This is a genomic window from Deltaproteobacteria bacterium (assembly GCA_029860075.1).
Lineage (GTDB): Bacteria > Desulfobacterota > JADFVX01 > JADFVX01 > JADFVX01 > JAOUBX01.
Map to the genome: position 1 here is coordinate 77335 of JAOUBX010000002.1, position 23199 is coordinate 100533.

A 23199-nucleotide genomic window follows, 5' to 3' on the forward strand; every position below is an offset into this window, starting at 1 on the left:
CCTTTACTTGCAAAGAATTCATTGATTCTCTTCCTCTTTAATTCTCATGTAACGGATATCTTTCCCTAACTCTTCCAGCAAGCGATTAACCTCCTCCTTTAACTCCATGATACGCTCCTCACGATCCAGGTTCAAGCCGCTCCATCGGCGAAGCTCATCGAGCTGTTCCTTCATTTTTTTTTCCGATTCCTTCATGGCGCTAATATCCTGAACATTGGCAATCCGGTAGAGAACCTCTCCATCGTCATCTTTAATGGCCGTCACATCCATGAGGACAGGAAAAGTGGAACCGTCCTTTCGTATATGAATCGACTCGAAAGTATAATGACCGAAATCATGGACCTTCTGAATATATCCCGGCAGATCTTTATGGCACGGGGGAGCATAAATATCCAAAAGTGAACGGCCCCTCATTTCCTCCATAGTCCAGCCATGCATTTCGGCAAAGGCCCGGTTCATCATCTCAACCTGATTGCTGTCACCACTCCCGATAGCAATTCCCCACTCGGCATATTTGAAAATCTCTCCCCATTTGATAAGCGCCTTATTGGCACGCTCCCTTTCTCTCAGCTGCCCTTTAAACCTTCTCTGTCCTGTCACGATGGCAATAAGCCCTACTATCCAGATAGCGCCATGGGTTATTAAATCACTGAGCGTTTCCTCCCATTCATGAGCGTAAAGGTCCGAAAGGGGCACGGACACACTGACGCCGCCCCGCACATCACCCACCTTATAGCCCTGGTAGGCATGGCACTTGAGGCAGCCTTCCACCGTTATCATGGGCTGCATAAGTCTGATATAGGGCTTGCCGTCAATTTCCGAAAATTCAAGAACTTCTTTTTCCTCCCTTTCAAAGGCCTTAAGGGCCTTGCGCTCCCATTCGTCAGGCGCATTTTCAGCACGATGGAGATTAAGGCTCGTAATATGCCCCCTTATGCCATAGAGGTCTCTGAACCTTTCATTCATCTCTCTGACCATGTAGGCAGGATTCATAAGGGTGAGCAACTTGCCTGAAGGCGTTCTAATGTCTCGCTCGGGAAGATCTTTAAGGTAGGGGTTGGGCCGTGTTTTTTCAGTAACAGGCACATAGACGCCGCCATGGGAAGCAGCCCAGTAACGAAATGCCTGGTCCTTATCAAAGTTGGCTCTCGCCTCCCTGACTGCAAGGCTTTCCGTATCATGCCTGTGGTCAAGAATATCGAGCGCAAGAAAGCCAAAAATGAAAAGAGTCCAGCATATGCCGAGAAACCAGGCGTAACGCGCAAGTCGCTTCTCGGGAAGTTCCGTCTTCAAGGCCTGGTCTGTAACAGCCATAAGCTGTTTCTTTTCTTCAGTCATCACTATTTTTCCGGCAATTAAAAGCTTCTCTGACTCTCTTCTCCTTTAGGCAAACTCACAGAGAAGATACTCCCGCCTTCCGGATTGTCATCAACCCAAATTCTTCCCCTGTGGAGATCGACGATACGCCTGGCTATGGCCAGACCGAGGCCATAACCCTTGTCCCCTTCCCTGGCTGCCCGCACAAAGCGTTCAAAAATTCTCTCCTTGTCCTTATCGGCTATGCCCGGTCCCCGGTCCTTAAAAGAAACAATCCACGCATCTTTTTTGCTCCTCAACTTTATTTCAATCTTGCTTTTCAAGGGGCCATACTTGATGGCATTTGCCAGCAGGTTGGTAAAAACATCACCCATCATCTTGTTAAGGAAGACAAAGGATTCCTTCCTCCTGCGATAGACAACGGTCATTTTCTTTTTCTCCAACGCCCTCTCAAGTTCTCTCATGCTTTCCTTTAACATTATATCAAGATCCAGACGGGAAAGATCGACCTTGTCCAGGGTTTCCAACCTTGAATATTTAGCGGCATTCTTTATGAGGTGGATAAGTTTGTCGGCATTGAGGCGGATTTCTTCTATTATGTCTATTTTCCCGGCATCAGTCTCTTCCTCCATCAATATCTCGGCAAAGTTCATCACCAGGCTGGCAGGGTTCATAAGATCATGCCGTATGATATCAATAAAAAGATCTTTCAGGCGGTTCGACTCTTCCAGCGCCTGGGCATTATGCCTGATAGCTTCTTCAACCTCCTCGCGCTTAAGCACATTTCTGTAGGCATCAACCATGCTTGTACAGGTAGCCAGAAAAGGTTTGAGGTATTCAATCATGCGCTCATCGTAACCGCCGGACCTGTTTGCAGCGCATACAATGCCCGTCATCTTGCCTTTCAGGGGGAAAGGTATGCCGACAAAAGAATTAAGCGGCGGATGTCCCTTTGGCAGGCCGCCGCTTCTGGGATCATTTTTCGGATCATTGGAAATAACGACCTTACCCGTTTTAATGACGGCGCCAAAGAGGGTATCCATATTTCTAAACTCCATCCCCTCTGATCTGAACCTTTTATACAAGGCCTTCGTTTCATTATTCCATGCTATATTGGTAAGGGCTCTCAGCTTGAGCCGGGGCGCTCCCTCATGGCTATAAAGAAGTTCGGCAATAAATCCGAACTCGCTATCTGTAAGCGGAAGGAAGTCCCTCAGGAGTTCATTAAAAATATCATAAGAATCGGCTTCTGAAATAACGCCTCCCTGGGCGCGATTAATGGCATCGAGCATTTTGTTGCTTTTCAGCAGTTCTTTTTCCACCCTTTTACGGACCGTCACATCCTGGGCCAGACCGGCAACACGAACCACCTTTCCCTCCTTGCCTGTGATGTGAAATCCCTTATCGGCTATCCACCGCAGAGAACCGTCCTTTCTGACTATTCGGTATTCCACATCATAAGCGCCCTTTTTGTGAATAAACTGATTAAAAATCTTGCCGATCCTTTCAACATCATCCTTGTGGATACATTCCATCCAAAGCTTCGGATTTTTGTAAATGTCTTCCTGCCTGTGCCCCCAGATTCTTTCAAACTCGGGGCTTACATATTCAACACGTTCCACATCTTCCACAGACGTCAGCCAGAAAACCTCTTTAATATTTTCAGCCAGTTGGCGAAATTTCTGTTCACTTTCCCTGAGCGCCTTCTCCGCCTGCTTTCGCTCCGTAATATCATGGACAAGCCCCTCATAGGAGACGAGGCGTCCCTTTTTTTCATCGAAATGTAAAACGGGTGTATTCATGATCCATCTGACAGCCCCCGATTTATGAATAATTCGATGTTCGAAGGGCCCGGCTGCTTTACCTGAAAGTAATCGGGAGACCTGCTTTTTCACTGATTCCTTATCATCATTATGGATCATTTGATACCAAAGCATTGGATCTTTTTCGTACTCTTTGGGGCTATAGCCGGTAACGGTAATACAACCCGGCCCATGGCTCGATGAAACAGGTTTTCCCCCTTTAATTTTGACGGAATAAATGTAATCAGTGACCGATCCCAGCAGTTCCCGGTAACGTTTCTCACTTGCCTCAATCTCTTCGGTACGCGCCCTGACCAGGGCTTCAAGATGGTGACGATACTTTTCAAGCTCCTCTTCAGCCTCTCTGCGTTCCGTTATATCCTCGCCGGAACTGAGGCTGCCCGTAATATTTCCTTCCTCATCTCTAAGAAGCGTATTGTGCCAGGAAATAAGACGCTTTTCACCTTTCCTGTTAACGACAGGATTTTCATAATACTCGAGAGCTTTGATCTTGCCCGCCATGATCTCTGCAAAACCTTTTTTCACTTCATCCCTCACATCTTGAGGAACAAAATTATCAAACCAGTTTTTGCCTATAATACTCTTTTCACTGTATCCCAGAAGACGGCTCCCCTTTTTGTTAATGAGCCTTACCTTCTGGTCAGGATCGATAACAACGAGGATAACGCCTGCCACATTGAGATACTGCTGCATCTTGACAGCCGTCGCCTTAAACTTCTCTTCAATGGCCTTTCGCTCGCTAATATCACGAATGATGGATGTAAAAAAGAACGCTCCCTTCACTTCCCACCGGGCTAATGAGAGTTCAACAGGAATTTCACTGCCGTCCTTCTTAAGTCCTGCCAACTCGACAGATTTCCCGATGACCTTTGACGGGCCTTTTTTTGAAAGAACGCGACGCAATCCTTCCCGGTGGGCCTTCCTGTACCTGTGGGGAATAATGAGGGTGGCAGGTTCTCCAACAGCCGCTTTGGCGGAATAACCGAAAACAAGTTCAGCGCCCTTGTTCCAGAAGATAATTTCGCCTTCTGAATTAATGGAAATAATCGCCTCATTTGCCGTCTCTGCAACGGACCGGAAATGTTTTCCACTTCTTTCGAGATTCTCAACATTCCAGCTGTTGCTTAAGGCGATAGCCAGGTGGTCCCCGACCATGGAAAGAATGCGAACATCATTATCATTGAATCCACCGGGCTTGTTTGCAAGCCCCATAAGTCCTTTCGCTTTTCCTCCCACCCTGAGGGGAGCAAAAAGGACATTGCTAATGGCCACATGGCCATGAGGCATAAATTTCATCCACTCACTTTGGGGAAAATTATTATCGTAAACAACTTTATTCCGGTGATAGGATTCAGCCCTGAGGCCCCGCACAGGCATGGGAAGGGAAGGATCGACGGTACAGGGAAGACCGCCTGAATCGAGGAAGAGAACATCATTTTCCTCGCCATTTTCAGAAAGGAGAGCAACATAACCGCCATTTGCGCCGGTCAGTTTTTTACATAAGGAAAAAACGGCCTTTGCCGTATCTTCAAAGCTTTTCTGTTCCATGAAGAGGTCCGTGCATTGAAGCAGCAGGGATATCTCTTCATTACGCCGCCGCAGTTCGGAAGCAATCGCCTCTTTATCCCGGGCTGCCTTTCCGGGAGGGGATGTTTTTTCAAGCCTTTCCAGCCGCTTCCGCAAAGCCTGCACTTCATGAATCAACTCATTCTTTGTCTTGTTCCGGTCCTTCATTTATCAGTGACCTGAAGATTAATGGCAAGCAATAAAGGAATCAAAAAAGTCAGGTTCAAGACAAAGATTGTCTCCTGCGACAAAATTTTTTAACGCACCATGTGGCTATTTTGAACCTTTAGATGCCGATTATAAATTTTCAGAGGCGCCTTTACTTTTTACATCCCCATTATTAAAATCTAAACCATAATAGCGGGCTTGTCCAGCCGGAACTTTAAGAAGACCGCATATGTCTATTTTTCCCTTGAAGTTGATCTTCTTTATGATCTATCGTATAAATTAATGTAAAGCATATTTTCAATAGAGAAGAGCATCTTATTATGTCAATAAGCGGCAGTCTGAAAGTTAAAAAACTGGTCAATCTTCTTAAGGAATTGCGCCGGAAAAAAGCAACAGGCGTTCTCAACATCAAAAGCTACTACGGCATGGGCTCAGTTACCCTCATCGAGGGTAAGGCAGCGATGGCCCACTCTTCAAAAAGCGCCGGAAAAATTGGCCGTAAAGTCGTTGAAAAGGGACTGGTCTCTGAAGTCCAGATCCACCAGGCGCTTAAGTTCCAGAAGGAGAAAGATAAGGGAGCACACCTTGGAGACGTCCTTGTTAACATGGGCTTTATCGACCATATCGATCTTGAAAATCTTATATTGAATCAAATAAAGGAAACCATTTACGGCATGAGTTTCTGGGAAGACGGTTTTTTCAGGTTCGATACGGACATTGATAAATCCGCACCTGCCGATATACTCCTCGATCCCAACATCCTGGCCGATGATGAAGTAGAAAGATTTCTTAAGGAATCACAGACCGGCGCAGATCCCGAAAAAAGTGACAAAAAAAAGGAAAAGGAGTCAATCAAGGGAGAAATTACGCGCAGAATCGAAAATATAAGCGATAAACTCCGCTCCTTTAAGCCAAAACAGATCATTCTTCTTGTAGAAGACGAAATGCTCATGCGGCAGATTATTACGGACAAACTCTCCCAATTCGGTTTTGTAATCGAGTCTGTGCCGACACCGAAAGAAGCCCTGGAAAAATTGGCCGCCTATGAAGAAAGCGGCATCTCTCCCATCGTCATTACGGACCTCGTCATGCCCACCATGAGCGGTAAAGGCATGTTCGGCGGTATGGAACTCCTTGAAAGAATACAGGAAGACTACTCCCACATTCCCGTTATTATGACAACAGCCTATCCCGATCAGGGAACAAAGCAAAAAGCCCTCTTCTGGGGCGTCTATTATTACATTTCAAAGCCCGACAGGGGCAAGGCGGCGCCCCATGAACTTGACGGCCTTTTTAATAACTACATGGAAGAGTTGTCCCTCTCCATCGAGAATATCATCAGACGGAGGGAGGTCTACTTTGAGAAAGATCATCTCGACATTATAAGAAATGACCTGGTAGAAGAACTCTTTTCTACAAAACTTGAACTGAGTGAAGTGGAAAAGACAATGGAAAACAAGGTAGGGGACCTGGGGTTTCTGAAAGAAACAAGCGATATCCTCATTAAAGAGCAAAATGTCAATACCGTATCAAAGAGCATCCTCAACTATGCCTCGAAAGAACTGGACAGGGCCATTATACTGCTTGCAAAAAAGGGTGAATATATCGCCTACAAAGGCATAAGCAAGGCCCCGGCGCCCGGCGCCGGAGAATTTGATAAACGTTTAACCGCTATTTCAATCCCTTCAGGTGAAATTGACATTGTAGAAAAAGTTACTAAAGATAAAAAACCCTATGAAGGACGAGTCGATCCCTCCCTGCTGCCTTTTATTAAAAAAATGGGCAATGAAATTCCGGAAAAAATCATCATTCTTCCAATGATTGTCGAAGGCAAGGTCGTCGGTCTCCTTTATGGTGACACACTCCCCGGCACTCTTCCCTGCAGGAATGTGGACGCCGTCATGATTCTTCTTAACCTGGCTTCGCTGTCACTGGAAATCAGTCACCTGAAAAATGTCCTTTCAAAGATACCGTCAGATTGACGTAAACAGGAATAATCCTGCTCCCCTTTATTGACATATAGAACATTGCAGCGTTATTATTAATCACAAACCATGAAATTTCCAAAAATCATAACCATAGCCTGTGAAAAAGGGGGCGTAGGCAAGACAACAATAGCGACGAACCTCGCCATTTACCTTAAAGCCATGTGGGAAGACCTGCCCGTGACGGTATTCTCTTTCGACAACCACTTTACTATCGACAAGCTGTTTTCTCTGGAAAAAAAGAGGAAGGCTCACTCCATAAGAGACATTTTTAACAAGGCTAATGTAAAGGACCTGGTAGAACTGGGCCAGTACGGGGTGAACTTTATCCCCAGTTCAAGAAACATTGATTACAGGGGCGACACCTATGACGAACTCATCTCCAAATTTTCCGAATCATCGCTGGGAGGTATCGTCATTGTCGATACAAGGCCCGTGCTCGACTATTTTACAAAATCGGCCCTCCTCGCCTCGGACATGGTCATTGTTCCTGTAAAAGACCTGCCATCATTAAACAACCTGAAAGGAATGAGCGACTTTTTCGAGGAAATGGGCGAACACATGCCCGATGTGCGCCTCCTTCCCTCCATTGTGGACGGCATGGTAAAATTCAAGAATGACAGTATCACCATGGACCAGTTCCTGCGGTCCGTTTCCAGAGAGAGAGGTCATCATCTGATGAAAGCCTCTATCGCCAAAAGCCCTAAAGTGGAATCGTTAACGACCAACATTACCTTCGAAGTTTATCCCATTATCAATCATGCCCGAAATACGCAGGCCCATAAAGGCTTTATTGACGTTGCAAAGGAAATAATGGACGCCCTTCATGACAAGAATGAGCCCAAATCGCTTCTCATGTACAGGAAAAAGTACTTCGACAAGGCCACAACATCAAACAAGACGTACCGCCAGATGATGGAAAAGGTGCTTCCCTACTGCCCCATATGCGCTGAAGAGATTTCATCGCGAACACTCTACATGAAGCCGGACATGCTCTATTTCGAATCGGGAACGCTGACGAAAGGGTTTATCGATACAAACTGTTTTTTACAGCACTTTCTGGGTCCCCTTACAAAAAAATCAGACAGCCTGCATAGAATATCACGGAAAATTGACGGCCTCTTCCATAAAGACATGACCCTCTCCGTCACTATCAATAATGGCGCTAACGGAGAGACAGAAAAACGTTTTTCCATCAGCCTTTACGACGAAAGCGGCGAACCGCTGGATCGTGTCAGCGTCTCTTTGGAATGCGCAGCCGGCATAACTCCCATTCTCGAAACCATTATGGAGAAAACACCCGTCGGCCCTTCCCCGTCACTCATCAAACTGGGAGGAAGCCCCATACCGGACGCCATATTTCTAGAAGAAAACTACCATAAATTCCAGGATACAAAGCTCAAAATCCTTTTAGACAGCAACAGCCGGCTATCATCTGCAAAATGAGGCGCTAAACAAAAAATAACGCGATTATCCCCTTCAAGCACGTACTAAGTACTTTGACATATTCGCCCTAAGTGGTATAGTAGATGGATGCAAATCTCAATATTTAGATTATGTCTTTTATTATGGGGTTCTGCCTGTATTATTACAGCAGGAACTATTGTCATGATACAGGTTTCCTATGATCAGGCAAGATCAAACATAGAGACATGGCTAGATGCTTTGTTGGGAATAACGCCTGAGTGGGCTAAAAACCCAAATATAGACCAATATATTACTAACTTTGGTATCGTTTTTATAGCTATCTCTATAATAATTTTCATTATTATATATAAAAAATCTCAAGATAAAACAGAAGTTTTTAAAGATCAATCATTACCTAAAATTGAAATATTATTTGAACAAGGAAAAGAACCTTATTTAGGATATGCTCCTTTAAAAAAAGTTAGGCATGAAATAATGTATGGTGTAGATGGAAGACATGGACAATATACTGGAAGGTTCAAGATTCAAAACCTAGATGAAGCGCAAGGCATTGATAAGGTTCAGGTGCGATTAATCGATGTCACACCTTCTCAAGAGTGGATAAAAAGTCTTCCTCTTCCATTGAGGCTTAAGGATGACAAATTGAGATTGCAGGAGTTTGATATAAACCCAGGTGATGATATTTATATGGAAGTTTTTGATTATTTTTGTCAAGGGCAAACAAGTTGGCCTAAATTAGTATTGTTACATCCGTTAGGAGATAGGCAAATTGAAGCAGAAGAAGGAATACATTATAACGAAAAAGAGCCTATTGTTTTTAAGGTGAAAATATCAAGTCAAAATAGTGGGAAACCTATAATCAAAAAATTCAGATTCGACCCTAGTCAAGATGATGCTAATATGTGGGTTGATATGGGTGACCCTAAAAAGCTTGAACCCAAAAATAAAGAACTTTTAAGATCTATAGTTAGCCTAGTCCTTAAATATGACTTGAGAATCAAGGATTCTAGTTATAAGCCAGCCTCTGTGGAATATTTAAAATCAAAAGTTCAGGATATGGAGGATGAGTTTGAAATCATGCTGACTAAGCCTGAGGTTGCAGAAACATGCAGATTAAAACAATCTATTCTATGCCTTAGAAATAGATATAGCAATATTTTGGGCGTAATGAATACAGTTTCATTTAATGATGAAGAAAAAAGAAAGGCCATGAAGTTTGGTACTCCTGATATAATGAGCTTTGAAGAATATAAAGATTATTTGGCTAACATAAAAGACGAATACGAGCAGGATAGAAACGACCTTTTTGCCTTATGTGATTATAATTATGAAGAATAAAAAACTAACACTTAAACAGGCCCAAAAAGAGGGACGACTGGAAGAATTCATCAAAGAGCATGAGAACGATGAACCAGCCGATAAGAAGAAACTAGAAAAGCTTATTTCTTCGGTTTCTTCGGGTAAGTCGAAATCAACTCAGGAAACATCTGAGAAGGATTAGACCTTGAATTGTAGCGGTATTCAAATTCACTTGAGTACTTGCTTAAGTGTTTTTTAGAAATGTGAATGTGAGTACCCTTGACGCTCTTTTTAAAGTTTGACCAGTAACCTTCAAGGCCGTTAACGTGGACATTGCCCCTTGCATATTCGCCTTGACCGTGATTAACGGTGTTATGGTCATAACCATGCTCACTAAGGTTACTATAAGTAAGTAGTTCATCTGTATGAACGGTAGAGCCTTCTTCTACATTGTCTTTGATAATAGGTTGTAAAGTTACTCTTTTAACGTCTGAAACAACTTTGGTCATAATGTCACCGTTTCTTTGAAGCATACCAAAAAGAACGGTTTTACCATCGGCACCGCGACCACGTTTTCCAGGCTTTTTACCGCCTATATAAGTTTCGTCAATCTCTATTTCACCGGAGAGGGGTTCATCACCATCAACTGAGCCCATGTGCTTGCGGATTTCATGGGCCATTCTCCAAGCGGCTTTATAGGTAATACCTAATTGGCGCTCAAGTTCTTTAGCTGGTACACCATGACGGGAAGTAGAGAAGAGATAAATAGCATAAAACCATAATTGTAAGGGAGTACGAGAGTTTTCAAATAAAGTGCCAGAGCAGGGATAGACATGAGAGCCACAAGACTGACAGGAATAGGCTTTACGATTACTAAGCTTATGAAACTTAGATTCCTTCCCACAGTTCTTGCAGACATGTTTTTTGCCGTACCTAACTTCCATAACGTGATCTAAACAAATATCATCGCTTGGAAATTGTTTGAAGAATTCTCTGATCGTCATTGACTTCATCTTGATACCTCCCTTAGTGTTAAAAAGAGTATATCAAGATATTATACGTGTGTCAAGGGGATAATCACGAAAAATAATCTTAACCACAAAGACACCAGGTGCACAAAGTAAGAGAAGAATAGCTTTTTGGAATCATAAATATGGTTTCATAACACCCTCTTTGAATGCATTATTTTTCCCCGCATATTTAATAAAACCTTTGTGCTTTTTGTGTCTTTGTGGTTAATAACAGACAAGAGAAAAAGAAATGACATCATCAGACCTCCCATCGATCATTACTAGTATTATTTCAGAAAAAGGTAAAATCACCTTCCGCGAATTCATGGAGATGGCCCTCTATGACCCTCTTCACGGCTATTACATGTCCCCTCATAAAAAGATCGGTAAAGCGGGGGATTTTTACACCAGCCCCGATGTTCACAAGGTCTTTGGTACGGTCATTATGAAGCAGCTGGTGGAAATGAGAGACCTTCTTTCCGCAGATATAATATTTCACGTCATAGAAGGGGGCGCCGGAAAGGGAAGCATGTGCTGCCAGATACTTGACGCTGCCAGGGAAAGAGAAAGAGAATTTTACGAGACCTTACATTATCACATTGTTGAAAAAAGTGACGCTCTGGCAGAAGTACAGAAAGAAGGCATTAGAGGAGGAGGGCATGAAGGGAAAGTCTCCTGGCACAAGGACATGGCCTCACTGCTCGATAAGGTGAATACGGCCGCCGTCATCTCCAATGAACTGATAGATGCCTTCCCCATTCACAGGGTCATCTTTGACGGCGGCAAATGGGAGGAAATCTATGTAAGGGCTGAAGATGACAACTTCTCTGAAGTAAGAGGGCCTTTGTCAGCTAATGATCTGGACCGCTATTTGTCTCTCCTTGAAGGCCCCTTCAACGAGGGCTACAAAACAGAAATTAACCTCGATGGCCCCCGATGGATAAATAGCATTGCTAAAAATCTGAAAAAGGGATTTATTCTTACTATCGATTACGGCTACCCGAGGCCCGATTACTATTCCCCCTTAAGGAGGGAGGGGACCCTTCTTTGCTACTACCAACACACAACAAGCGATAATCCTTACATAAGGGTGGGAAAACAGGACATAACAGCCCATGTCGATTTTTCCTCACTGGCAGAAGCGGGAAGGGAAGAAGGGCTGGAAGTTACAGGTTTTTGCGAGCAGTTTCACTTCCTCATGGGACTGGGCGTTTTTGACGAGTTCCAGGCCACCGGAGAAGAAGCCCCTTTCAACACAGAATCATTCCAGGAAAATATGGCCATAAAAAGGCTCCTCATGCCGGACGCCATGGGTGGTACATTCAAGATACTCATTCAACATAAAGGGATTGAAAAACCTGCCCTTAAAGCGTTCAGCTTCAAGGATTTGTCACACCGCTTGAAAAGACAATAAGCTAAAAAAATGATTGGACACAGATTTACACTGATTCATTTATGGTTCTTATTTCTGTTAATAATTGAAAAGAACTGCTACCGCAATAATCGTGACCCCTGGACAAGTTCAGGGTGACCGTTTATTTCTATCGAATATTTTACAATCCCTTTCTGCTGAGCTTGTCCAAGTACACAAACCTTTTGAACAACAACCCGTTAATGACTAGTGTCCCGTGCGGCTATTGGTGTCCTTTAAATTAGGGGGATTTTTCCTCATTTTTCGGAAAAAGTGTACTGATTCCCTGAAAAAATAAATTTTATTATGATCAAATGTAACTATTCAGCCAATTTTGAGTAACCCCTCCCAGCCTCCCCTTAGCCCAAGGGGAGGAGTTTAAATCCCTCATCTTGGGTCAAAATTAGAGCAATTCCTTGTTTTTAACCTCCCCCTTGGGCTAAGGGGGATTGAGGGGGTTACTAATAAAATATGGACACTGAATAGTTATAATCAAATCAACAGACAGAACTAACCAAACGGGACACTAGTCATTTCGAGCGCGCCCGAACAAAGTGACAAGTGCCCTTGGGGTGAAGCGAGAAATCTTGTCGCTTATGCCTATCTGAAAAGATTAAGATTTCTCCCTATGGTCGAAATGACACTTCTTTATCGGCAGGTCTTTTACAAAACAATCATAAATCAATCACTGCAAATCTGTGTCAAAAAAAGGAAGCACTACTTTTCCATGGGAAGCTTCGCCTTCTTCCATGAAGTCATATGCCCTTCAAGATAGAAGATCTTCTTAAAACCGGCCAGGGTGAGTCCGAATTTGGCCACACCTGCCCTGGGGCCGTGCTCACAATAAAGAAGAATGGGCTCTTCCGGTCCCGTCGGTATCCGTTTTTTGAGGTAATAGGCAAGCCAGAAAGGGACGTGAATAGCTTTGGGAATATGCCCTGATTCGTACTCCATCTTTGATCTTACATCAACAATGGCAGGAGCACTGTCAGACTCCATCATGGAAAGAAGTTCTGATTGAGAAATATGTGTCTTTGCCGTGGAACAGCCGGCAAAAAGAAGAGAAAAGCTCATAGCCAGGTGGCCGTATAATCTGAAAAATGATGTTACAGCTTCCTTTTCTTCCATAAGTCCCCCTCTTTATATTTTTCATTCACCGGGAAGGGCAGGACCATCACCCTGCCCCTTGAGACGCCGCTCTTTTGCAATATTGCCGCCAATAATGGCGGCCGGAAGAATAAGTATGAATGCAAGAAGATTATGCCATGTAAAATGGAGGGGAGAAAAAAACAGACTTAAAACAATACGAATGATACCCACCGCCCCGGCGTGAAAAAGCTCCCCTCCCCCGGCAAGCCTGCCGGCAATATAGCCACCCAGCATGGTAAATCCCAGTGCTGCCGCAAAGCTAAATATACGAAAGGGCGTTTCCTTTATGACGGAAAGAAGCATTTTCTCCAGATCGTCTCCTTCATAGCCCTTTCCGGCAATGATTATGGTCGCAAGGATTAAAAGAAGAATCCTGAAAACGTGACTTGCTACAAAGTCGGACAAAAAACCGACGACAATGGCTTTAATATTAATGAGTCTCCTGTTTTTCACTTTACTGCCTTCAAATAAAGAATACTTCTAAATATGAAATGGAATTAATTATTAACTTTCTCTTACAAGTTCAGGTAATCCCGTATCCGGATTAAGGGTTATTTTATTCTTTCCCGCCATAAGGTCAATCAGTTCATGACCGACAAATTCCTTCCTCCAGCCCCTCCCTAAAGGAAGACCCTCTCTCCCGGCAGTTTCTTTATTTGAAATAAAATCGCTCACCTCGGCACGGGAAGCAACGAGAGCCATATCGATATTAGAGGCAAGACACTTACCCTTCATATAAGCAAGGGCCAGATCGACCCTGGCATTTAAACACTCATCAACGCCATTATTTGCGAAGGGCTGAGGGTAGTCATTTTCGTTAATGGAAAGTCCACGCTCTACAGCTTCAATGATAACCCTTCCATAGCGCTTTGCTTCCTTATCATTAAAGCCCTTTATTCCTTTAATATCATTAAAAGACCTTACTTTCCTCCTGGCAAGGGCGACAAGAGCGTCGTCCTTCAGAACATGCCCTCTGGGGCGGTCCTCCATAATAGCTTCTTTTTCTCTCCAAGCAGCCAGCTCTCTCAAAACGGCCAGATCACGCCCTGTAAAACGCCCTGCTCCCTTTAATCGCTGGTATTGGGAAAAGGGATCCTTATCTTCATAAAGAGAGGAATCATTGTACTTTAATAGTTCTTCCTTAACCCACTTCTCCCGGTCATGCGCTTTAACACGGGAAAGTAATTTTTCTCTTGCGCCGGGAAGGTAGCGAACATCTTCAAGGGCATATTTCAACTGGGCTTCAGAAAGCGGCCTTTTAAGCCAGTCCGTTCTCGTCTCCGTTTTATGGAGTGTTATTGAAAAAATATCCCTAATGAGATCTCTCAGGGAAATATTCGAACTGAGCCCGGCAAAGCCTGCAACAAGACGTGTATCAAAAATATTAACCGGATAGCTTCCCGTAGCGCGCCTCAATATGGTCAGGTCTTGCTGGGCATCATGAAGGATTTTAACGACACTGCCATCTGACAGAAGTTCTCCCAGTATACTTAAATCCTTAAAGCGGGGAGCATCAATAAGAAAACATTCGCCTTCCGAAAGGCCGGCCTGTATCAAACCAAGCCTTGGGTAATAAGATCTCTCCCAGACAAATTCCGTATCAATGGCCACACATCCTGACTGTCTGGCATGAGAAACAAAGGCCTTCAATTCTTCAATCGTTGTTATCATAGTCATCCTGTTTCAAAAATTACTTAAAAAGAGCGCATGGTACAGGGATTAACAGATTTTGTCAAAAGGTAACCTGAATGGAGCAACTTCACTGAAAACTGCGAGCCAACAGATTATGCTCCTTTCAACAACGGCACCAGTTCATTTCATCCCTTTTAAAATCTTCTTCAGTGAGCAGCTGATCTGCATTTTGAGACAATTTCTTTCGAAGTATTAGAAAGGTAACGGCGCCGACGGGAATGGCAAAGAACAGCTTTAGCGGCTCCATATAGCCCGGCGAAACGGCGCTTGCACCCAGTATGATCAAAGATAAGGGCGTTACGATGAAAGTTCCTGTGGTCCAATTGAGAGTAAACTGTCCAAACCCTGTAGAAACAAAGAAGAGCCACAACCACTTTTTTTCTGCTATAGGGGTTCTCAGACAAAGAACAATAACAATAAGGATAAAGAGAGGAATTAATATTGCCATTGCCAGAAAAAGATAGTGCACAGGTCCGGCATTATCAAACTTAAAAGCGTTACGGCTAAGCAGGGAATCATTAAAGAGCTCTGCATGAATTCCCGTTAAAAGAATCTTCCCTTCTTTTTTCTTCAACCCTATGTTGGTAATAAGCCACTTGCCGCGAAATGTATATTCATGTTTAAGTGAAACAAGCTCATAATAGTTGTTCTTAAAAACCTGTCTGCCAACGAGTTTGACTTCCAGTATATTGCCCCGGGGAAACTCTTCCGAGAGTAACTTGATATTCGCTTTTAAATCCTGACCTTTAAGCTCATCATCCATATATTGGAACATTTCGTCATATTGATTGCTTCCAAGCAGCTCTATATATCTTTTTACAAGGCGTTTTTCATTTTCCGGGGCAGCCTGTATGAGTAATAACTCCCGGTCACATGCCGTAAGAAAGATGCAGCAAATCATAATAGCTATAATAAAAAATGAATGTCTGAGCATATTTTTTGAATTTTTAATTATACAAAAAGGCTACCTCTTATTAGCGCCCATCGAAAAAGGCGGTAAATATGAAGGACCTGCCAATCCAAAAATTTGCAGCAAGATCGGCGTAAGTATCCCTCCTGTAATCAAAGCCCCACCACAAGGTGCGGCGTATAGGCAAGATGCGGCGTATAGGCGCGGCAACAACCTTCCCGCCTTATGGCGGCAGGATGCAGGGAATGCGCCCGCCGGGGATTAAAACAATTTTATCTTATAGACGGCCCGGATAAAAGAGATAAAAGAAATCATTATTAAAAAAAAGGCCCTCAATAATTGAGGGCCTTTTTCATGCTAAAAAATCCGTTTATCAGCAGTCGAAATAAAGTTCAAACTCCTTCGGACAAGGTGTCATCCTTACAGGGTTAATCTCACTTTCCGTTTTGTAATCTATCCAGGTATCGATAACATCCTGGGTAAAGACGTCACCTTTAAGAAGGAACTCATGGTCTTCCTTAAGTGCCTCAAGTGCCTCTTCAAGTGAACCTGCAGCGGAAGGAATATTGGCCAGTTCTTCAGGGGAAAGACCGTAAATGTTCTTATCGAGCGGCTCACCGGGATCAATCTTGTTTTCGATACCGTCAAGACCTGCCATAAGAAGGGCGGAGAAAGCAAGGTAGCCGTTGCATGACGGATCAGGGAACCTGGCCTCGATTCTTCTTGCCTTTGGCGAATTAACGATAGGAATCCTGATAGAAGCAGAACGGTTCCTGCTTGAATAGGCGAGGTTGATTGGCGCTTCATAACCGGGAACGAGTCTCTTATAAGAGTTAGTGCTCGGATTACAAAGGGCATTAAGCGCTCTTGCATGCTTTAGTATTCCACCGATATAGTAAAGGCCTGCTTCACTGAGACCGGCATACTTGTCACCGGAGAAAAGGTTCTTACCATCTCTCCAGATGGACTGGTGAACATGCATCCCCGTACCGTTATCATTAAAGACAGGCTTTGGCATAAAGGTAACAGTCTTGCCGTTTCTAAAAGCCACATTCTTGATGACATACTTATACCACTTTAGCTGGTCAGCCATCTTGAGAAGTGAGTTGAACTTCATCGAAATCTCACCCTGACCGGCAGTGGCCACTTCATGATGCTGCATTTCTACGGTGAAGCCGAGCTTCTGAAGCTCCATGACCATCTCATTCCTGAGATCATTGAGGGAGTCAGTGGGCATACAAGGGAAATAACCTTCCTTGTGTCTCGGCTTGTATCCGAGGTTTGGAAGTTCTTCCCTGCCTGTATTCCAGATACCTTCAGAAGAATCGATAGAATAAAAACCATGATCAGGGCCCTGAGAGTACCTTACATCGTCAAGGATAAAGAACTCGGGCTCAGGGCCGAAATAAGCCGTATCTCCAATACCTGAAGATTTAAGGTAAGCTTCGGCCTTTCCCGCAATGTTTCTCGGGTCCCTTGAGTAAGGCTCTTTTGTAATAGGATCAAAGATGTTACAGATAAAGCTAAGGGTAGGCTCTTTTACAAAAGGGTCCATCATAGCAGTAGAAGGATCAGGAATAACAAGCATATCACTGGCATGGATGGGCTGCCATCCCCTGATGCTGGAACCGTCAAAACCGAGACCGTCTTCAAAAAGGTCTTCCTCAAGCGCCCCCACAGGGATGCTGAAATGCTGCCACGTTCCAACAAAGTCCATAAATTTCATATCAACCATGGTTGCGCCATGGTCTTTCGCCATTTTTATTGCATTTTTCGGCATTTCCTACTCCTCCTTTAAATAGATGTTTCCTGTTTTAATTTTTTAAACGGCGTCGCTTCCGCGCTCACCCGTCCTTATTCTCACCACTTCATCAATAGGAAGAATAAATATCTTCCCATCACCGATCCTTCCCGTCTTGGCAGTATTCTCAATGGCCTCGACAACCTGTGCGACAATTTCATCAGAAACGATGATTTCAAGCTTTATCTTGGGCAAAAAGTCGACAACGTACTCGGCGCCTCTATAAAGTTCCGTATGTCCTTTCTGCCGTCCAAAACCTTTCACTTCGCTAACGGTAATCCCCTGGATGCCAATTTCATTGAGAGCCTCTTTAACTTCATCAAGTTTAAAAGGTTTTATGATGGCTTCAACCTTTTTCATCCCTTTATTATCCTCCTTTTACCAATGGTTTGAAATGTGGAAAATTACCATAAAGACCGATGCAAGTCCAGACAATTCTAGCCCGTCCTCACCGTCTCTTCGGGGTAGGCATGGATACTGTGTATGGACAGGTCGGCCCCCCTGAATTCGTCATCTTCGTTGAGCCTGATGCCGACAGTCAGATCAAGTGCTTTATAAACGATGATTCCTGCAGCAAGCGCATAGACCGCCGCCAGGGCCGTCCCGAGAAACTGCGATACAAATGAAATCCCCCCCATTCCCCCCAGGGCCTCATATCCGAAAATGCCCGTTGCAATACCGCCCCATGAACCGACGAGGCCATGAAGGGGCCACACACCGAGAACATCGTCTATCTTTAATTTCTCCGTCTCCCAGATAAACCCTCTCACAAAAATCAGGGACCCCATAGCGCCGATAACAAATGCAGCCAGCGGGTGAACAATATCTGAACTGGAGCAAATAGCCACAAGACCGGCCAGCGCTCCGTTATGGACAAAACCGGGATCCCTCTTCGTTGTAAAGAGGGCGGCAAGAACACCGCCGACCATGGACATGAGAGAGTTAACGGCAACAAGTCCCGAAATGCCCGTCAGGTTTTGAGCGCTCATTACATTAAAGCCAAACCAGCCCACAGCGAGAATCCAGCTGCCAAGGGCCAAAAAAGGGATATTGCTTACGGGAATGGGCCTGCTTCTCATCTTTGTATACCTTCCAAGACGGGCACCGAGAAGAACAATGCCTGCCAGCGCAATCCAGCCGCCGACTGAATGAACGACGACAGAGCCTGCAAAATCATGAAAGGGAACTCCCCCAAGGCGTTTTAAACCTCCCTGCAACCATCCGGAGTATTTCCCCCAGACAGACGTTTCAAAGAGAGGGTAGACAATACCTGCAAAGATAGCGCCTGCAAAAAGCTGGGGCCAGAACTTTGCCCTCTCAGCTATGCCCCCCGAAATAATTGCCGGAATACACCCTGCAAAGCATAAGAGGAAAAAGAATTTAACAAGCTGGTAACCCTGGTCAGCACCCAACAGCTCATCTACGGGCCTTATAAAGCAGATGCCGTAGGCCAATGGAAATCCGATTAGAAAATAGACAACAGTCGATAGGGACCAATCCGATAATATTTTAACAAGTCCGTTGACCTGGTTCTTTTTCCTTACCGTACCAACCTCAAGGAAGGCAAAGCCTGCATGCATGGCAAAAACCATGACGGCGCCAAGCATAAGAAAAAGTACATCGCCACTTCTAATTAGAGTTTCCACATTTTTTTCCACGCTTTTACCTGCCTCTCTTTTTTACTCTTTTATCAAGAGCACAGCATAATGAGCAAAAAGCTTGCCAAAAGCATTTTTGACAATATTTGCCCTCCATTAAAGGCTTTACAAAAAAAAGAAGAATTATTTATCTGCATATAATTTATGCAGAAAAAACCACATCTATGGCACAGCAACGACACAAACCAAACAATACTCTTAATAATCAACCAGTTACAAACAATGCTCTTTTTTTATGCAATGCCTGCCAATTAGGCAGACCTAACTTTTTTACTAACAAAATGGATATCTGTGTATTTTTTAGTTGACTCGCGGGGTAAATAAGGGTTACTATTGTCTTGGTTGCAAGGTTTATCCTTGAAACCACGGACCGTCGCTGGTTCCCCCACCACCCCCCAGCGGCGGTCCTTTTTATTTTCTATTCATTTACAAAAAAAAGCCCGGCTAATCAATCGATGAGCCGGGCTTTTTTTTATTCCCTCTTTTATAATTTTGAACAGAGCAGCGTTACTTTTTATTCCCTGTGGCAATACGGGTTCCCCACAGGATCAGTATAAATGCAGCTAAGCTTGTTATAGAAACAGTCTCACCGAGAAGAAGTGAGGCATAGAGAATAGACAGTGCTTTACCGGCGTGGGAAAAGGAGCTCATATAGCTAACATCGAGTTTTGATACAAGCCAGCGTCTGTAATAAAAAAGGAAGATGCCCACAACAGTAACAAGATAGAGATAGGCCCCCACCGACTTCCCTGTTAGCGGGACGGCTAACAGGCTTTCAGCGCTGAGGCAAAAGAAGAGAGCAAAAACAATAACCGAGAGGAAATTGGTCGAAACAAGGAGTTGGCGGGGATTTGCTCCATGAATGAGCGCCTTCTTTTCAAAAACAACCATGGCATTATTAAAGACAACGCTCACCAACATAAGGAAATCACCCGTCAAATGAGAAGAGAGATTGCCCCCGTCAAAACCATTTCTCAGAATAAGCAGGAGAACCATCCCGGCAAGGCTTGTTACGATCCCCGCAACATGATGACTTCTCACATTTTCATGTTCCAGTATAAAGTGAATAAGCACAAGAGAAACAACGGGGGAAATGGTGGAAAGCATAACCGCCCTGTTTGCAGGAATAAGCCAGAGAGCCACATAAAAAAGGATGACTCCCACCGCTTTGCAGGACGCAGCGATTAGGACATATTTTCTCGCCTCCCTGTTAGGGCCGATCAGGCCTTCCCCTCGTGAAATTACCCAGAATGTAAAAACAATCCCGATGAAAGCCATGCGGAGCATACCCAGCGCAAAAGGGGGCCAACCAACGTTAATGGCATACTTTATGGCAATGGGATTGGATGAACCAACGGCGATAAATATGGAAATAAGAAAGAGGCGGTTATTGGTGATAGTCGGCATTAGGCAAGTGAACCCGGAAAATTGATTGGAGAGAGATAAACACAGATGCTTTATAATTGTCAAAGGGAAAAGCGTTTATCTTGCAGAACGGTTCTTGATGGCAAACCGGTTAGGAAATTGCACCACTGTTCCTCCCCCTTCAAGGGGGAGGTCAGGAGGGGGATGGGTTATTTTTTTGATACCATTTCCATGTTAACCCATCCCCAACCCTCTACCCTCAAGCACCCCCTGCGGAGTATAAAGGGCATCGAGACCCTCGAAAGGGAGGGGGTTTGTAAATTTCTGCAAAATCCTAACCGGACACGACTGGATCCAAGGGCTGTTTCCAGGTTTAAAGAAAGCCTATATTAATCAGCAAAAAAACCGGGACGGATATCCCCCTTTTTACAGGAAGAACTTCTCTGTTGATCTGGCTGGAAATATTCTTTGTTTACTATTTAGTGTCCATCCAGAAACTATAATGAATCAAACTATGTTTTCAATTCGGAAAGGAGGGATTTTTTGCAAGGTCAAGGATATTAAGGGTTTCGCCGAGTTGTACTACTGTACATGGCACAAGCAAAACCGAAGATTGACGTAGAGATTGCGAAAAAGCACCCTTGACCGATGAAAACTATTTAAGTTCAGATACAGCTACCATATAGTTTTTGCCGTAATATTTTGCGCATTTGGGACATGTCGTATAGAAAAAAAAGGTTTTTTTTACTTCTTTACCTTTACTTTTGACAAATTTTTCCATTTCTTTTTCCCACTTGGGTGCATTCTTATAGGGCCCCTCAAAAACCTTTGTCAGGAAGTCTCCCGTCATATGCACCATTTCCTCTCCGGGAACATCTTTAGTCACAGAAAAATAATGTTCGCCAGTCCAGGCGGAGGGGTCATAAGATAAAACAATAAACTCATCTTCACGCTTTGCATTTGCTTTTTCAATGGCACTAAATGTTTTAGGAAATACAGAACCCATATTAATGGGAATATGAAAAATACTTCTGGTTTTTGCCTTAAGGAATAATTTTTCTTTAAAGTGAAGATCTTGCTCATCCCATCCAGCCCTTTTGAACCTTGGACAGCAATGGGTCGGATTGTCACTCATATCGTACTTTGGCAGAGCATTTATTTCCATTTCACCTATCTCTATTAAGAAATACCCTTTACTATAAGTGTAGCAAAAGATGCCACTTTGTAAATAGTCCTGCTCATTTCTATAGCTCCCTTTAAAAAAACTTATAAATTACTGGGATACATCCGAATGGCACTAAGTTAAGCACTATTATTATAAAAACGGCACCCTCCAAGCCTCTACTATTAACAGGGCAACTTGAATTGTTGCATCCTCAATATTGTCATTCCCGCATTGTTTTAGCGGGAATCCGGTTTTTAATTGTTATGGATACCCGATAAAAGACTATGGCCATGACACATGTTAATTGCCATTGCCAACTTATTAATACAGGGGCAGGGTATTGATAATGCATGCTAAATACCCTTAACTTAGTGCCATTCGGGATACATCCCTTAAAGAAGTTCTCTTTAAGAACATTAGCTGTTATTCCGTAATGATGAAGTTTGAAATAGATTAGAAAAAACAAGGTCACCCCCCCTCTTGGCAGTGATTATTTATGGCGCCTCTTTTTAGCCAGAGAAGCCTCTGCCTCTGCCATCATCTCTTCGATGGTCTGGGGGTGTTCGGGATCATAGGTAACGATTTCGGCATTGAGGGCAAGCCTGAAGCCGAGAACCCTTTGTGAATTAAATATATGAAGGTTGTCCTTAAGTCTTGCATGAATTGTCGAACTGCTGTCAACAGCCGCCCCTACGGCGAGGCCGGCAAATTCGAGGTTTTCCAGATAGGCGAGGATATCGGCTCCCCGGAAGGAGTGACGAAGAATGGTTGCCGTTTCTCTTAGCACCTTTTCCACACCGATCTGCCCCAGCTTTTCCATACGATCTTCCATTTCATCGATTTCAACAAAAATGAAGAAGCGCTTTTTCTTGTATCTTTCGGCTACTCTCAATTCCTGTTTAGCCATCATCATAAAACCGCGCCTGCTGAAAAGACCGGTAACACCTTCAAGAAGCACCATGTTAAGATTACGCTGTCTCAAGTGGTGGGATTTTATGGAAAGATTAACCGACTTGCTTATAAGCTTTTTATCAAGACTCCCTTTAACAAGGTAATCTTCGGCGCCTATTTTTGACGCTTCCACGCCAAGGTACTCGTCACTTTCATCAACAAGGGCAATAATAGCGAAGGGTTTATTAAGATCAACGGCGGGGGCAATGAGATTTTCCAGGGACTTGAGGCCCGCCAGGGAGAGATTAAAAACAACGAGATCGATGTATTCCCTATGAATGATCAGATCGGCTTCTTCGAAACTCTTTGCCAGGAAAAGCTCGTAATGATTTTCAGGACCTTTCAGGAGGTCCATCATCATCTTTGCATCTTCATCCTTTTCTTCAAGCAAGAGGATACTGAGGTGTGATAAATCACCATGATCTGTTTTATATATTTCCCTTAAATCCACAAGCTCACCTGTTTATTATTTGAAAAACAATCTGCCCCTCTATTGAAAAT

Annotated in this window: 17 protein-coding genes; 4 read left to right on the forward strand and 13 right to left on the reverse strand. The window is 43.9% G+C overall.

What is annotated here, in order from left to right:
* Nucleotides 1-18 precede the first annotated feature (18 nt).
* On the reverse strand, nt 19-1338 hold the full coding sequence (locus OEV42_00985) for a DUF3365 domain-containing protein (protein ID MDH3972826.1): 1320 nt from the start codon (nt 1336-1338) through the stop codon (nt 19-21).
* Between the two features lie 17 nt (nt 1339-1355).
* On the reverse strand, nt 1356-4874 hold the full coding sequence (locus OEV42_00990) for a PAS domain S-box protein (protein ID MDH3972827.1): 3519 nt from the start codon (nt 4872-4874) through the stop codon (nt 1356-1358).
* 320 nt (nt 4875-5194) lie between these two features.
* Between OEV42_00990 and OEV42_00995 the strand changes: the two genes are divergently transcribed.
* The 3 genes from OEV42_00995 to OEV42_01005 all read left to right on the forward strand — a co-directional run bounded on the left by OEV42_00995 (nt 5195) and on the right by OEV42_01005 (nt 9625).
* Nucleotides 5195-6856, forward strand: coding sequence for a response regulator (locus tag OEV42_00995; GenBank protein ID MDH3972828.1), 1662 nt, complete (start codon nt 5195-5197; stop codon nt 6854-6856).
* 72 nt (nt 6857-6928) lie between these two features.
* Nucleotides 6929-8305: a ParA family protein gene (locus OEV42_01000; GenBank protein MDH3972829.1), complete on the forward strand. Its 1377-nt coding sequence runs from the start codon at nt 6929-6931 to the stop codon at nt 8303-8305.
* An 87-nt stretch (nt 8306-8392) separates the two neighbouring features.
* Complete coding sequence (locus OEV42_01005; protein ID MDH3972830.1) at nt 8393-9625, forward strand: hypothetical protein; 1233 nt, start codon at nt 8393-8395, stop codon at nt 9623-9625.
* 101 nt (nt 9626-9726) lie between these two features.
* Here the strand turns inward: OEV42_01005 and OEV42_01010 are convergent, their stop codons facing one another.
* The gene (locus OEV42_01010) at nt 9727-10599 is read right to left on the reverse strand and encodes an IS1595 family transposase (GenBank protein MDH3972831.1); all 873 of its coding nucleotides are present in this window, start codon (nt 10597-10599) and stop codon (nt 9727-9729) included.
* 247 nt (nt 10600-10846) lie between these two features.
* Between OEV42_01010 and OEV42_01015 the strand changes: the two genes are divergently transcribed.
* A complete protein-coding gene (locus OEV42_01015) occupies nt 10847-12010 on the forward strand; it encodes an SAM-dependent methyltransferase (protein ID MDH3972832.1) in 1164 nt (387 codons plus the stop codon).
* 714 nt (nt 12011-12724) lie between these two features.
* Here OEV42_01015 and OEV42_01020 read toward each other — a convergent pair.
* The 10 genes from OEV42_01020 to OEV42_01065 all read right to left on the reverse strand — a co-directional run bounded on the left by OEV42_01020 (nt 12725) and on the right by OEV42_01065 (nt 23149).
* On the reverse strand, nt 12725-13135 hold the full coding sequence (locus tag OEV42_01020) for a rhodanese-like domain-containing protein (GenBank protein ID MDH3972833.1): 411 nt from the start codon (nt 13133-13135) through the stop codon (nt 12725-12727).
* A gap of 21 nt (nt 13136-13156) precedes the next feature.
* Nucleotides 13157-13609 carry a hypothetical protein gene (locus tag OEV42_01025; GenBank protein ID MDH3972834.1) on the reverse strand — a complete coding sequence of 151 codons (453 nt, stop codon included), beginning with the start codon at nt 13607-13609 and terminating at the stop codon, nt 13157-13159.
* 51 nt (nt 13610-13660) lie between these two features.
* Complete coding sequence (locus tag OEV42_01030) at nt 13661-14827, reverse strand: ribonuclease D (GenBank protein MDH3972835.1); 1167 nt, start codon at nt 14825-14827, stop codon at nt 13661-13663.
* 124 nt (nt 14828-14951) lie between these two features.
* Nucleotides 14952-15749, reverse strand: coding sequence for a hypothetical protein (locus tag OEV42_01035; GenBank protein MDH3972836.1), 798 nt, complete (start codon nt 15747-15749; stop codon nt 14952-14954).
* A 382-nt stretch (nt 15750-16131) separates the two neighbouring features.
* Entirely contained in the window at nt 16132-17538 is a 1407-nt protein-coding gene (gene glnA, locus OEV42_01040) for a type I glutamate--ammonia ligase (protein ID MDH3972837.1), read from the reverse strand.
* Nucleotides 17539-17580: 42 nt separating this feature from the next.
* Entirely contained in the window at nt 17581-17919 is a 339-nt protein-coding gene (locus OEV42_01045; GenBank protein MDH3972838.1) for a P-II family nitrogen regulator, read from the reverse strand.
* 77 nt (nt 17920-17996) lie between these two features.
* Complete coding sequence (locus OEV42_01050; protein MDH3972839.1) at nt 17997-19166, reverse strand: ammonium transporter; 1170 nt, start codon at nt 19164-19166, stop codon at nt 17997-17999.
* 558 nt (nt 19167-19724) lie between these two features.
* Complete coding sequence (locus OEV42_01055) at nt 19725-20624, reverse strand: DMT family transporter (GenBank protein MDH3972840.1); 900 nt, start codon at nt 20622-20624, stop codon at nt 19725-19727.
* A gap of 613 nt (nt 20625-21237) precedes the next feature.
* A complete protein-coding gene (locus OEV42_01060; protein ID MDH3972841.1) occupies nt 21238-21747 on the reverse strand; it encodes a hypothetical protein in 510 nt (169 codons plus the stop codon).
* Between the two features lie 490 nt (nt 21748-22237).
* Nucleotides 22238-23149: a diguanylate cyclase gene (locus OEV42_01065; GenBank protein ID MDH3972842.1), complete on the reverse strand. Its 912-nt coding sequence runs from the start codon at nt 23147-23149 to the stop codon at nt 22238-22240.
* Between the last annotated feature and the right edge of the window lie 50 nt (nt 23150-23199).